This is a genomic window from Bacillus sp. SD075, assembly GCF_017355165.1.
GTDB lineage: Bacteria > Bacillota > Bacilli > Bacillales > DSM-1321 > Peribacillus.
On sequence record NZ_JADILK010000002.1, the window covers coordinates 211,068 to 224,111 of the forward strand.

A 13,044-nucleotide genomic window follows, 5' to 3' on the forward strand; every position below is an offset into this window, starting at 1 on the left:
CGGTTTATTTTTTTCTTACGGGACACCTCCCCCTCCAAGTTGCTCTACTTAGTTCAATCCGCTCTCAATTTCTTCTTTTATCAAGTCCATCATTCAATATTTTCACTTGGAAGCGAAAGTAGAGATAGAATACGGTCCAAATGATCATATAAAATGGTATGAAAATCCCCATTCCTATAGCTAATCCTTTTAAACTGAATGGAATCCAACCAACAAAGAAAGATAATAGGAAGTAAAGAATGCTGACAGTAAGGAAGTGCAGAATAGTTTGAGATAACAAACTCCACTTTTCATTTTCAAAGAAGATTGTTGCCGTGCTGAAGAACCAGCCACATAATATACAGCCTATCGCGTTTTTTACAAATATTCCACTGTCTAATGCAGTGACCTCCCCAAAAGCGATCACTCCAAAACACGTCAGCACCATCACGAGTGCCCCAAAGCAAATCCCAACAAAGCTACGGAATAATAGTGTTTTCATCATAATCCCTTCCTTTTCCATTGAAATGCTTTCTTGATCCCTTGAACATAGTGCCGAGAAACATATTCTTTTTCCCCTGATCGGAAATACACACATAAAGTCCCGTTGAAAGATGCTTCGAATCTGCTTAACTCATCTAAATTGGCAATCACTGACTTGGACAAGCGCACGAATTGATTACCAGGAAGGTCCCTTTCCAATTCATATAACCTTTCTTTCATTTCGAAAGTCCCCTGTTTTGTCCGCACCTTTATGGAATCTTGCTCAGTGAACAAACAGATAATTTCCTCTGCCCGGAATACGTGCTGCATTTCTTCTTTCCTGCCAACAAAATACGGTCTTTTCTTTTCCTTCAAACGCTCCATCAATTCCTCCACGTCCTCATTCCATTCATTATTACGAATAAGCACCTCTATCGCCTTGATCTCCTCATCTATCTCTACGTTTATTTTCATTTCTGCGACCTCCCTTTGCTTATAATGTAAGTATATTGATATTTTTGGCAATTTGCTTATGATTTCCGGCTACATGTAACTTCACAGTGATAACATGCTTGAAATGGATACTCAGATACACTAAATAACCGTCCAAATAATAATTGGACGGCCTTTTGATATGAAAAATCTACTCCCTCATTTGATGCGTTTACATTAATTAACCTATTTAATGTCCTTTTTCTCTAAGGGTTCAATCACTCTTTGCTTGTAAAAGTACTTGGCATCACCACAGCAATTACCTCACCACGGGCACAAAGTTTATCGATGGCAAACACCTCTGTTTCGATTCTCCACTTCTTAGGATGAACTTCATGAATCGTCCCAACGGCTATTAATGGCACATCATTTGGGGTTGGCTTTACGAACTCCACTTTCAGTGACGCAGTCACGAACCTGGGAGGCTCCACTCCATCTCCAACTTCATGACCATTTTTACGGTGTAAAGCCAATGCAGCGGAACCTGTTCCATGACAATCAATTAAAGATGCAATCAAGCCGCCATAAACAAATCCTGGAATTGCGATATGCTCTGGACGTGGTGTATAAATTGTCCTTGTTAGCTCGCCTTGCCAACCCGTTCGAAAATGATGACCATCTTTGTTTAACCGACCACATCCATAACACCATGCATATGCATCTGGATAATCATCTTGAATCGCTTTTAGCACATTCTCCTCCATCAGCTCTCCTCCTTTTTCGGAATATTATAACATTTCCAAAGGATGATCGGTCTATTTAGATAATTGCTGAAAGGCTAGTTTTTGTAATTCCTTGATTCTTTGTTAAGCTTACATCCAATTATTGATTTTCATAGATTAGTAAAACTTACGCAGCTCTATACATGCTGTGTAAATCTCCAACATAAAAAATTCGCAAGAATCCCTGTTCCTTTACTAGAAATGACAAAGGCCCCTGCGAGCAGCATTCAGGAGCTTTCCTTTGACTATTCACTAGTTAAGAAGTGTCTTTCATTACATCGTCTACTTTTCTGTTGCAGGCTTACTTCTTTTTAAAAGTTAAGCCTTTTTCTTAAATCCCAATACTTGAATGTCATTTTACCCATCTTCGACTTCGAAAGTGAATCATATTTACGCCCAATTGCTAGGTTTCGTTTTTCTAGCTGAGTGATTTGTTTAAGTTGAACTGCATTAAGTCTTTTTAATTGCTTTACTTCTTTTGCCAATTCTTTATTTTTCACTTTCATATCATTTTTTTGTTTATCAACTATTGCCCGTTCTTTCATGGGAATTTCCACATCTTTTGGTTTTAGTTTAGGATTGCCATAGGTTTCGAATTCTATAGTTTTTAGGTATGGCATGTTATATTGAAAGTTTTGTTCAAAACTCCCATAACTTTTATGGATGTGGAGAAATGTATAACATCCAGCTTTTTCTGCTGAAGAGATCTGTCCATACCCAGACAGTTTAAATAGTTTCTCGACTCGTTTTATTTCTTCAGGTATATTTTTGACAATATAGGTGAAAACTTCGTCCACATGAAACTCTGCAGGCAATTTTTTCACTTTTTTTGATGGTGCATGCTTATTCAGTTCATCAAAGTCATCTTCATCAATATAAAATATGTTTGTGCTTTGATCTACATAATCTGTAATACGCTTGCTCCATAATAGTCCTTGCAGGTTTTTTATTGCTTCCGAAAATAAAAACTGCCTGCTGACCTGATACATTCGTTTTGCCGCAAACTCATATATCTCCTTGTTACATAGTGCTAATTTTACTGAGTCTCGGAAATCCTTCTCTGTAACAGCATATAACGGGTAATCTTCACCAAAAAGCTTTTTATGCATTTCGGTTGGATTCATTATTACAGCCTTCCTTAAAATCCCATACTCCAATAGCTTTGTAGACAGTTCCAGACTGCTATCCATTTCCTCACTTCTCCAGGTTATCCCAATATCACTGTTCACGATTAATTGTTGGGCATTCTCCCTTGTCAATGCCCCGTACCATGTAAGCCCATCTGTATTTTTAAGCAGGTATGCCGCTTCTTCCTTAAACAGAGAATCATCTTTAGCCCATTTGAATTTATCTCCCGCTACATCAAGTGATAGATTCGGAATCTCACGTTTTAATTCTTTAAAAGCGGTAATGATGGGAATGGTCTTCCAATCTGGATCGAATTTCCCTGTATATACAAGTTTGTTTTTTAACCAGGTCTGCCCTTCCGCTATTTCAATGTTCGGTATCATCGGGGTAAGCAAGGAAACTTTGTTTTTTTCTTTATTCAATTTAAGAATCTCAATGACAAATTCGCACATCTCTTCTGTTTGACATAAGAAATACGCACACTGATCATATATATCTTTGATGCTCTCAAATTTTTCTTCATTAATATCCTGGCCTATGTGGGTCAATCCAGTAGCATATACTAATGTATTCTTTATGATATGCTTATGCTTTGCTATTTTTTCAACAGTCTCGATGCTTCTAACAAATAGCCAATCATATTCCTTTTGACTCCAATAATGAGAAATGAGCATTTCAGCTATATCAAAATCAATGGCACCTTTTTTTACCCATTCATCATCATTGGTACTAAAAAAAGGATCAAGAAAAGGATTGAGAATGGTTATATTATCAAATTTCTCAAGAGGCTGAATTAAGATATCGCGTTTTACCGGGCTAGCTAAAAGTAAGTCAACTTCGATGTTAGAATCTAACGCAATGGTCGATGCTAAGGAAGATAAAAATACTGCAGATCCATCCATTGAATTCATGTCAATAAAGCCAAATAGAAGTACCTTCAATTTTCTGTTTTCAACTAGTTCATGTGAATTCAAAGTTTTCACTCCAATGACTGAAATCTGATATGAATTTTTATTTTTTTATTTGTTCTTTTATAGATGATTTAAGCGCAAGATATTTTAACGTGAATTTCCCTGCATATGTAACGTTGAATTTGTGTTCTAATAACTTAAGTCTTCGTATCTCTTTGTTAAGCTTAATATTTTCTATTTGGGCCGTCTTACTCTTTTCTAATTCTTCTCGCAGCATATTATTTTCTTTTATAACGTTCTCAATTATTTTTTGTTTTTCAATGCCATTGCCCTCTATGAGTTCCAATGTCATGGACATCATGTCCTTCACTTGTAATTCAAGTTCCTCATACATAGTTTTCCAATATTCGTTTCGTTCGTCCATATTGAAAAAACTCCCCTCTTTTAACCTTGGATAATCTCCAATTCTCTTTTAATAACGACATCTACCGCGCATTTTTCTCGAATCGACTGAGAAGCTTGTTTTGACACTCTTAAAAATACGTCCGAGTTGTAATATAAACGCTCTATTGCATCGGCAATATCGATAGGAGACTCAGGTTTTGTTAGAAGGCCCGAAAAATCATGTTCAACGAATTCCGGGATTGCCGTAATATCTGTTGAAATCGGCACTAGTCCGCTCGACATTGCCTCACACATAGAAACCCCTTGAGAATCCAAACGGGTCGGGCAAAGGAAAATTCCATACTCCTTATGTAATGCAGCGATTTTCTCCTGAGGTAGGAAACCTTTATGAATCGTTACGTTCTCAAAATCCCGGATTGGCTCAACGGTTTGATCGAACAATTTTCCATCACCATAAAATGCAAATTCCAAACTATAAAAGTATGGTCTCTTCGATAGTTCCAGCACTGCCTTCACCGATAAATCATTAGCGTATTTTCGTGAAGCGTATGGCCTGATTGAAAGGACTTTTGTCCGCATTTCAACTGGCTTTTCAATAAAGGTAAACAGGTTGTCATCTATTACATTAGGAATGATTACTGAATTTTTCGACTCTGCTCTTGCGTCACATTCCGCTATATGTTCTTTGAACCATTTGGAAATATGAACAAAGGTTGTATCCAATTCATTCGTTTGATAAAACCAATTCATGAAAGAAAGCTGTGCTACATAGTAGTCATCAGACATTTCAAGTATCTTTCGCAGGCTTTCAGGGCTTTCAAGAAAATTAAACCATCTTCTATGCCATGCTTCCGTTTCAAATCCATGTATCCAAGTGATAATCGGTAAATCTGTGTTCGTTTCTTTTATCACTTGTACCATTTTGGGGGTAACAAAATGAATGAGCGCTTTTTTATGTACTTTATGATTTAAGAAAATGCGCAGATGCTGTTCAGTTCCTCGATAAACAGGCACATTTTCAAACGTATACTTTTCTTCTTTTTTGTAGGAAGGATGCAAGACAAAGACATCAACCTTCAAACCCTCATCCAGATAAGCCTTGACTCTTCGGTGGATAAACCCATTCCGATATAACTGATCTTCATGTGGATAAGCATTCGTAATGATTACATATCTATCTTTTTCACTAAATGCAAGCTCATATAGATTTACAGATTCCTCCATTTTGTTCACCCCTACTATTCAGTCATCTTCAACCAACCTGCTACTTTCTGTTAATGAAGGATTTTTAGAAGACCCTTTTCCAATTACTTTTAAAACCGTCAATCGATTATAACAAACGTGTATTACTGAATATTGACATCAATATGAGGATTCTGTAAATAAAAGTGAAGTTTTCATGAACTTTTATCCATTTTTGTAAAGTTTCATTAATGCCTTAACACAGGGGGATCAGTATTCGTATAAACAAGCAAAATAAAGAAGGACGATCCTTTTATCGAAATCGCCCTCTTACATTTAAACTATTGTAACGATGTTTGCCACTTCATTTGTATATAGCAAATGATAAGCTATATGTATCAATGTTTTCATATCCTCCAAGGAAAAACTCCCCTCTTTCGCAAGTTATTTCCCTAATAAAACAATCCACCAAGAGGTGATCCTAGAATATTCTTTATAGGAAAGAAAAGTGGTTAAGATTTGTTATGATAAATTACGTCACCTCACATCGTCCTACATTATGAGGCTAAACTGGATTATTGTGTTTCAGGTGAATTCCCAGTAAGAAGAAATGAGGAAGATATTTTTAAATGCCTTGGTTATACCGTGGTTTGGCAGTTAGAAATCAAACGATGTTTGTTTATCGGCCAAAGTTGAGGGTAGACATATACCGGTTTTATAAAAAAACGCACGAACATATTGCTAGATTGCGGGATTTATGTTCGAGGCATCTCTACGAAACTTTTATCTTTTGTCCATATACCGTCTGAAGAAATTTACGGAATATGGGTTGTTTGAATACAGTAGATAGCCTATTTTTCTGTTGTTAACTATTTTTTATATCCTGAAGTTATTTGTGTAGTTACTTGATCATCAGTATCACTCTCTTTATCCCTTGAACAGTCAGTAAACTTTTTTCTACCTTCAAGAATTATTCAAGCATGTTTTTGTAAGAATAGAATAGAATCGAAAAAAGACCAATTTGCTGAAGAGAGTGATATTGATGGGACCAATTACCTTTAAAGCATGTGCAATCACTAATGAAATTGATTTGAACAAAATCGCCATTCATTGCGGCATTCCTAAAAAATTCACCTGGGAAGAGCCCTTAATCCTTAAAGGCGATATTCTAAGTTCCATCCTAAAAAAAAATGTGGACGAATCGCAACAGGTACTGGTTTTTTCCTTTGGCAGCATTGTCTTCATTAATTACTCACACGCGGATGAACTAAAGGAATTTTCATCCTTTATCCATTCTTTCGAACCGGACATTGATCTCGTCACTGCAGATAGATTTACAGATGATTACAGCCTTCACTTCAGTGAAACTGAAAACATTAATTTGACAGACGAATATGTTGTTGTGCCTAAATATGAATTTTTCTACCCTGAATTAATTTCCACTATTCTCGCAAAATCGGTGGCACTTGAAAAAACGGAGGAACAACTCGGAAAAATCCACGACAAACTGGAAGCCATGATAGACCGACTGGAAAAAGGCAAGCTGAGAATCGGCAACAAGGAACTAGCGAGAACGACGGCAAAAATCGTACGTCACGAGTATAATACCCTAGCGTATATCATGATCTTGGATAAACCTGATATTACATGGACAAGCAGTATTGCCGGTGAATTTTATGACAGAATGCTTGATTTTTTTGAATTGAATGATCGCTATAAAATCTTGAAAAGTAAAACCGAAATTTTATATAACATCATGGATGGGTTTTCTAACATCAGCCATTCGATCAGGGGACTATTCGTTGAATGGATCATTGTGATTCTCATTGTCTTTGAGATTGTTCTGACGCTTTTAGAAATTATAGGATGGATTCCATGAATTACGAAAATAGCGTATCCATATTAAAATTTCGGGGCCAATTTTCACAATCCAATAAGAATTTATAGTAAAAAACATGAAGGATTATTTAGTCTTGTTTTAAAATCATGGTTCGGGACGAGACCGTCCCAAACCAATTTTCGTCACAAACTGAAGGAATTCCCAACCACTTTTTCTTGCAAATCATGATGTTAAATCATTCAGACACCGATAATTCACTTTCCGTTACCCATTTATGGTTCTTCACTTTTTCTCCTCCCGTAGTCGGTATGAAATCGACCATATAAACAGTCGTTTTTTCAGCAGATTCAACTTCAGCGACTGTCCCGTTCATCCCTTCCATATGAGAAGCGTTTACTGTGACCTCTGCTCCTGGTTCATATGTTTTCTCACCTGCATCTTTAATTTCTTCGTGAATGATCCATTTATGGTTTTTGACTTTTTCTCCGCCAGTTGGTGTATACGAAATTGCATAAGCAGTCGTATCATAGGCACCAACTATTGTTGCTTTCGCCCCCTTCATACTTTCCATATGACCTGATTCGATAATCGCTTGACTTCCAACTTCATAAGTTGGATTTTCTGCAGCTTTTAATCCTTCTGGAACATCACCCGAGCTAGAATGATTCATGTCCATTTGACTATGTTCCTTTTCTTCTTTATTTTCATTGTTCTTATCATCGCTGTTGGAACATGCGCCAAGAATTAAAAACAGGGCCGTTAACAACGAAACAATGATAGGCAATTTTGTTCTTTTTTTCATATTGAATAAAACCTCCCTTATGATTACATCGATCTTACCAATTAAATATGCAGAAAATGTGGAGTAACTCGTGGTAAAAGGAATGGGACCTCATATTTTTTATGTAAATCGCCTTACTTGCCCGAACAGAATTCTATTTAGCCACCACAATCGCTGCTTTTATTTTTATTCGACTTTTCTTGCAGAAACTTTTTGAATTGCTCTTTTGAAACATCCGATTTCATTGCCAATGTTACTAATTCCACCCATTCGTCAGGGAGTTTTCCATCAAAGTCCTTCATCACATCATCTCCTTCTTTTTATCTAATGATAAATTAGCTCGATCATCTATAGCTGCATTTGAGTGTACATTTAAAAAGTCTACATAAGGTCCCCACGTTTGTTATGTAATCAAGTAATTCCCCATTCTTCTATATTAATAACCATAATTATTTATTGATAAAAGTGAATAGCATCTATCGCTGGTGGTAAAACGAAGGTAAAAAGAGATGATTTATTGATAGAGGTTATTTGAGGTTTTCAATCCTGCCGGAGATTGCTTGAAGACAAAGCAAGAAGGACTTGTCCAAAAGTCCTTCTTAAGTCTAGTCTTCCAAAGTTGATTGTTCGATTTTTTGTATGATATGTGAAAGGTTCATGGAGGCACGTTTTTTATAATCCCTGCCTATCGATTTGAATAACCCTTTCGCTATACCTATTAATATGATTTTGGTATGTCCATCCAAAATCATGGACTTATTAGGGAAACTTGATTCAGCATGTGCACCACCAATCTTATTAGCTGTTTCCTTAATAAAATCAATGATTTTAATTTCCTGGATTTTCCCTTCGATATCTGCTTTATAGATAATTTGATTTCTCCAAAGCCTAAGCTCAACCCTCTGCTTAGTATAATCGAAGAGGTCTTCCGTAATAGGAACATTGCCCATTTGAATGGAGTCTTTAATGGGATACAATTTCGGGTTAGGATTGATTTTCTTTATTAAGGATTGGTCAATCGTGACCTTTTCCCGCTTTATGCGCGTATTTTTCGTTTCACATAGAATCAGCCTCAACTGTCCGGCAATTATATTGTTGAACTCTTCTAATCCAAAGAATTCAACAAGCATTACACTATATTCCAAAATGGTGATCGCTTCATCAAATTTTCGTTTAGCAGCTGCATTCGATCTAGTAAAAACCAATCGATTCTTCCTCTCCATATCCCTTTCACCCCACTGAATTCGAATCTATTGAAAAAATAGTAAAAACATCCATAATGGATGTTTTAGACTGTAGACAAATTCAAAGAAAGCGAGTTTGCCTACATTTTTTTCTTAAACGTTTCAATCTTTTCAAAAATTCGCTACATTTCCGCCGACTGTCTGCCAAGGCTCCTTGCCGCAAGCATCCAGCGTCTCGACTAGTCTATTTATTCGGCAGGAGTGTCGCAAATTTCTTCCATTCACTGAGAAAAATTCATAAAACATAAATTATATACTACTCTTAATATTGGTTCGGAATGAGACATTCCGAACCCCCTTCTAGCGAAAAACTGAACATTTCTCATGGACGTTTTACTTATTTGGCCTGAACTTTATCGACTCCGATTTATGATTACCTTTTTCTCCTGTATATTCAATACTGATTACATTAGCCAAATTGATATGTTTGCCACCAGCTTGCAGCCACGTCGCATTTTGAATTAATTGCAATTTCAGGATACTATTCGCTTCATCGGAATATTGCTCATTCGTCTCTAACTCTTCTGTTTCACCATTCACATAATAAAATTTATATTTTGCATTACTCATTTCATCAGCCTCTTTTCAACTACTTCATTCGACAAGGAATGACAATTGTCCTGCTTTCAGCAAAGTTAGATCTTCTTTTATATCATTGACGTCCCATGGGATTATCATACTATTCATAAAAAGACTGTCTAGAATGGACAGTCTTTCGGTGAGGTAGCATTCGATATTTAGACCTTTTATCTATCGAAGTGTTGTTTCATTAATTCTTTAAATCGTGTTCCATCTATTTCTTCTTTCGTCACTTTCCCATCTTCCCACTGTGTAAAGGATGTATCAGTTAAAGTGATGTTCCCGCTGTTTGTCAAACGGGTGATTAATGGATGCTTATTGAATGGCGATTGGGAATTTTCCCTGATGATCGTTTGAACCTCATTAAGTTCCGCTACATTTCCTACTGGTTTTGAAGAATCGAAAGCATAACCTATTCTCCAATCGCGATCTTTATGTTTCAGTTTTAATTCAAGGATATAATCTCCATGGTCGGTACATTCTTTTTTTATCCTGAATTCGCCATTTTGGGAAACGACCGTTTCTCCGTTCAACGGAACTGGTTTTAAAGGTAGATTCCCGCCAAAACCCGTATCGATCAAATAGGTTTGGCCTTCATGGTTCAATAGAATGGTGACATGGGTCCTTCCTATCGTAATCCACCCCTTATTATGGATGACACCCCGAACCAAGAATACATCAAAGTCATTTTCCATCAGGAAAAAATAAAGGGCTGCATTCAATTCATAGCATAGTCCCCCCTCATTCCTCACAAGGACTTTGTTTATGATATTCTCTTTATTGATATCACAAAGATGGGATGCCATGATGGATAAGTTTTCAAAAGGAATGGTTTTCGCTGTCTTATCCAGAATTTCATCTAATTTTTCAAATGTCAGTTTCACATCTTCCTGAATCCCTATTCTTTTCCTGAATAATGCATTCAGTTCATTCATTATGATCCTCCTCTTTAGACAGACACCGATGAAGAGTATCTGACTTTGTATCTATTCATTATACTTTGTCTATATTTCATTCTCCAATCAATCTGCCATTAGCTCCACCTTTTCCTTATCACATGAAAAGAGGTCGCCCAATAATGTCTGAATCCTGGGCAACCTCCCCCATTCATGCTTCGAAGCAGTTTTCTGTAATCATTCATTTACCTGTAAGATGATTTTTCCTAAATTCTTATTGGCTTCCATATGTTCATGCGCCCTTTTTATCTCTTCGAAAGCGAAGACATGATCCACGATTGCCTTGATTTCATTTTGGAGGAACAACGGCATGGCCTTTTTAATGAATTCTTCCGTTAACTCTTTTTTATATTCATCACTCCGAGGAGTTAATAGAGTTCCTTTTAATTGGACTCTTTTTAAGAGAAGTTCCATCAGGTTCACCTTCTCGACTACAGTTCCTCCTAGAATGCCTATCAGTACCCATCGTCCATCAGTTTTTATGCTTTTTAGGTTTTTCTCCCAGTAAGAAGCACCGATGAAATCCAGGATAACATCCACTCCTTGATTATTTGTAGCTTTCAGTACTTCCTCATCAAAAGATTGTTCTTTATAATTGATACAGATATCCGCTCCTAGTGAGTGACAGAAATCCAATTTCCCCTTTGATCCGGCTGTAGTGATGATCTTCGCTTTTGTCAATTTTTTTGCCAGTTGGATAGCGGCTGTGCCTACACCGCTTCCTCCAGCATGAATCAATACCGTATCTTGATCCTTTAGTTCACCTAGCCAAAACAAGGTTTGGTAGGCCGTCAAGAATACTTCAGGAATTGCTGCCGCTTCTTCGAAAGACAGATTATCCGGGATCTTAATCGCCCGATCAGCCGGCATCAAGGCATATTGAGCATAACCGCCGCCGTTTACAAGGCCCATCACCCTTGTCCCTAATTGCATATTTGCACCTTCACCTGTTTCCACTACTTCCCCAGAAACTTCAATCCCCAATATTGGATTGGCCATATAACCGGATTTCCCTTCTCTCGAAATAATATCCGTTCTATTTATCGCAGAGGCTTTCACCTTAATTAATATTTCCCCTTTTCCGGGCATGGGCTTTGAAAAATCTTTAAATAGTAATTGTTCTGCTCCACCTGGTTCCTTAACTACTACTGCTTTCATTTGACCCACTCCTTACCATTAAATTAGTGACCATCCTTTGAAATGATTTGTCTTGAAGATGGAAACTATGCTACTCCAAAAAATATCCACAAGCAAATAATTAGGTTATGGTAAAAATGAGAGAATAAAAAAAGCCGATGTCCCTTTAGGGGCCATCGAGCATATTTTAAAGGATTCTATTATCTTTCATTAAGCGATTGATTTCTATCCAGGTCATGATGCAATTGTGCTGCAGGTACCTTAAGGTTAGGAATCTGCCCTTTTGCAATTGGTTCTGCTACATAAACAAAATCTCCCGTACCATCTGGGGCGCTTCCGGTTGCCCACAGGCCGTCTGCTGATTCATTACCTTCTGACAAGTTCCAGAATTCGTACGCTTCCGGTTGAGATTCCATTTCCGCTTCCGGTGGGAATGACGCGGGAACGACAACGCCATTTTTCTTTTCAAGTTCTGCAATGGCCGCCATCCATTGATATTGGTGGTAACGATCACGGGCTAACATTTTACGAAACGTAGCACGGACCCCTTCATCTTTGGTCATATGATATAAACGGGCAACTTGAAGGCGCCCTTGGCTTTCAGCATGCAGATTCGATCGCATGTCAGCTAATAAATTTCCGCTCGCTACAATATAAGATCCGTTCCAAGGCACCCCATTCGAGTTGGTTGGCAGTCCGCCAAGCCCGCTTACGATCAAATGCTGGGGATTGTTTCCTCCCATGATCGCTGCCATAGCAGGATCTTTTGCGGCTTCAGCCTGATCTTCCGGAGAAGCGCCATCAAGCAATTGACTAATGAGCGAACAAAGCATCTCTACATGTCCAATTTCCTCTGTCCCAATATCCATCAGCATATCTTTGTATTTTTCTTCTCCACGGCAGTTAAAACCCTGGAAAAGATACTGCATCATGACAGTCATTTCCCCAAACTGTCCACCTAACACTTCCTGAATTTGACGGGCAAGCATCGGATCTGGTCGATCTACCTTGACTTCAAATTGCAATTCTTTTTGATGACGAAACATATTAACTCCTCCTTTATTATAGGTTGTTTTTATAATCTACGGTTTTTTATTACCCGCCTGTCCATCCTTGAAACTTGAACCTATAACAATTAGAAAAATTTTACATACAGATAACAATGATCACTGAACTTAAAAGCAAAGGATTATCTTTGGGCTATG

14 protein-coding genes are annotated in these 13,044 nt (G+C 37.5%); 1 reads left to right on the forward strand and 13 read right to left on the reverse strand.

The window, feature by feature from the left end; translation table 11 throughout:
- Positions 1–64: 64 nt before the first annotated feature.
- The 6 genes from IOC57_RS03060 to IOC57_RS03085 all read right to left on the reverse strand — a co-directional run bounded on the left by IOC57_RS03060 (position 65) and on the right by IOC57_RS03085 (position 5,344).
- Complete coding sequence (locus IOC57_RS03060; RefSeq protein WP_207437359.1) at positions 65–481, reverse strand: DUF3021 domain-containing protein; 417 nt, start codon at positions 479–481, stop codon at positions 65–67.
- Complete coding sequence (locus IOC57_RS03065) at positions 481–936, reverse strand: LytTR family DNA-binding domain-containing protein (protein WP_207437360.1); 456 nt, start codon at positions 934–936, stop codon at positions 481–483. Before IOC57_RS03065 ends, IOC57_RS03060 begins: the two co-directional genes overlap by 1 nt.
- A 236-nt stretch (positions 937–1,172) precedes the next feature.
- The gene (locus IOC57_RS03070; RefSeq protein WP_207437361.1) at positions 1,173–1,658 is read right to left on the reverse strand and encodes a PaaI family thioesterase; all 486 of its coding nucleotides are present in this window, start codon (positions 1,656–1,658) and stop codon (positions 1,173–1,175) included.
- 329 nt (positions 1,659–1,987) lie between these two features.
- Entirely contained in the window at positions 1,988–3,778 is a 1,791-nt protein-coding gene (locus IOC57_RS03075) for a glycosyltransferase family protein (protein WP_207437362.1), read from the reverse strand.
- A gap of 37 nt (positions 3,779–3,815) precedes the next feature.
- Entirely contained in the window at positions 3,816–4,139 is a 324-nt protein-coding gene (locus IOC57_RS03080; RefSeq protein ID WP_207437363.1) for a hypothetical protein, read from the reverse strand.
- A 20-nt stretch (positions 4,140–4,159) separates the two neighbouring features.
- The gene (locus tag IOC57_RS03085; RefSeq protein WP_207437364.1) at positions 4,160–5,344 is read right to left on the reverse strand and encodes a glycosyltransferase family 4 protein; all 1,185 of its coding nucleotides are present in this window, start codon (positions 5,342–5,344) and stop codon (positions 4,160–4,162) included.
- A 1,000-nt stretch (positions 5,345–6,344) separates the two neighbouring features.
- Between IOC57_RS03085 and IOC57_RS03090 the strand changes: the two genes are divergently transcribed.
- Positions 6,345–7,181, forward strand: a complete 837-nt coding sequence (locus IOC57_RS03090; protein ID WP_207437365.1) for an RMD1 family protein — start codon at positions 6,345–6,347, stop codon at positions 7,179–7,181.
- 196 nt (positions 7,182–7,377) lie between these two features.
- Here the strand turns inward: IOC57_RS03090 and IOC57_RS03095 are convergent, their stop codons facing one another.
- The 7 genes from IOC57_RS03095 to IOC57_RS03125 all read right to left on the reverse strand — a co-directional run bounded on the left by IOC57_RS03095 (position 7,378) and on the right by IOC57_RS03125 (position 12,885).
- Positions 7,378–7,944 carry a YdhK family protein gene (locus IOC57_RS03095; protein ID WP_207437366.1) on the reverse strand — a complete coding sequence of 189 codons (567 nt, stop codon included), beginning with the start codon at positions 7,942–7,944 and terminating at the stop codon, positions 7,378–7,380.
- A gap of 137 nt (positions 7,945–8,081) precedes the next feature.
- Positions 8,082–8,225 (reverse strand): anti-repressor SinI family protein, encoded by a 144-nt coding sequence (locus tag IOC57_RS03100; protein ID WP_207437367.1) that lies wholly within the window; start codon positions 8,223–8,225, stop codon positions 8,082–8,084.
- Between the two features lie 303 nt (positions 8,226–8,528).
- Positions 8,529–9,146 carry a hypothetical protein gene (locus IOC57_RS03105; RefSeq protein WP_207437368.1) on the reverse strand — a complete coding sequence of 206 codons (618 nt, stop codon included), beginning with the start codon at positions 9,144–9,146 and terminating at the stop codon, positions 8,529–8,531.
- Between the two features lie 354 nt (positions 9,147–9,500).
- Positions 9,501–9,737: a hypothetical protein gene (locus IOC57_RS03110; protein WP_063235375.1), complete on the reverse strand. Its 237-nt coding sequence runs from the start codon at positions 9,735–9,737 to the stop codon at positions 9,501–9,503.
- A 176-nt stretch (positions 9,738–9,913) separates the two neighbouring features.
- Positions 9,914–10,681, reverse strand: coding sequence for an arylamine N-acetyltransferase family protein (locus IOC57_RS03115; protein ID WP_207437369.1), 768 nt, complete (start codon positions 10,679–10,681; stop codon positions 9,914–9,916).
- 198 nt (positions 10,682–10,879) lie between these two features.
- Complete coding sequence (locus IOC57_RS03120) at positions 10,880–11,860, reverse strand: NAD(P)H-quinone oxidoreductase (RefSeq protein ID WP_207437370.1); 981 nt, start codon at positions 11,858–11,860, stop codon at positions 10,880–10,882.
- Between the two features lie 179 nt (positions 11,861–12,039).
- On the reverse strand, positions 12,040–12,885 hold the full coding sequence (locus tag IOC57_RS03125) for a manganese catalase (RefSeq protein WP_207437371.1): 846 nt from the start codon (positions 12,883–12,885) through the stop codon (positions 12,040–12,042).
- Between the last annotated feature and the right edge of the window lie 159 nt (positions 12,886–13,044).

Coding starts and splice junctions, on each gene's coding strand:
- IOC57_RS03060 (WP_207437359.1), bottom strand. CDS start 481: ATGAAAACACTATTATTCCGTAGCTTTGTTGGGATTTGCTTTGGGGCA.
- IOC57_RS03065 (WP_207437360.1), bottom strand. CDS start 936: ATGAAAATAAACGTAGAGATAGATGAGGAGATCAAGGCGATAGAGGTG.
- IOC57_RS03070 (WP_207437361.1), bottom strand. CDS start 1,658: ATGGAGGAGAATGTGCTAAAAGCGATTCAAGATGATTATCCAGATGCA.
- IOC57_RS03080 (WP_207437363.1), bottom strand. CDS start 4,139: ATGGACGAACGAAACGAATATTGGAAAACTATGTATGAGGAACTTGAA.
- IOC57_RS03085 (WP_207437364.1), bottom strand. CDS start 5,344: ATGGAGGAATCTGTAAATCTATATGAGCTTGCATTTAGTGAAAAAGAT.
- IOC57_RS03090 (WP_207437365.1), top strand. CDS start 6,345: ATGGGACCAATTACCTTTAAAGCATGTGCAATCACTAATGAAATTGAT.
- IOC57_RS03095 (WP_207437366.1), bottom strand. CDS start 7,944: ATGAAAAAAAGAACAAAATTGCCTATCATTGTTTCGTTGTTAACGGCC.
- IOC57_RS03100 (WP_207437367.1), bottom strand. CDS start 8,225: ATGAAGGACTTTGATGGAAAACTCCCTGACGAATGGGTGGAATTAGTA.
- IOC57_RS03105 (WP_207437368.1), bottom strand. CDS start 9,146: ATGGAGAGGAAGAATCGATTGGTTTTTACTAGATCGAATGCAGCTGCT.
- IOC57_RS03110 (WP_063235375.1), bottom strand. CDS start 9,737: ATGAGTAATGCAAAATATAAATTTTATTATGTGAATGGTGAAACAGAA.
- IOC57_RS03115 (WP_207437369.1), bottom strand. CDS start 10,681: ATGAATGAACTGAATGCATTATTCAGGAAAAGAATAGGGATTCAGGAA.
- IOC57_RS03120 (WP_207437370.1), bottom strand. CDS start 11,860: ATGAAAGCAGTAGTAGTTAAGGAACCAGGTGGAGCAGAACAATTACTA.
- IOC57_RS03125 (WP_207437371.1), bottom strand. CDS start 12,885: ATGTTTCGTCATCAAAAAGAATTGCAATTTGAAGTCAAGGTAGATCGA.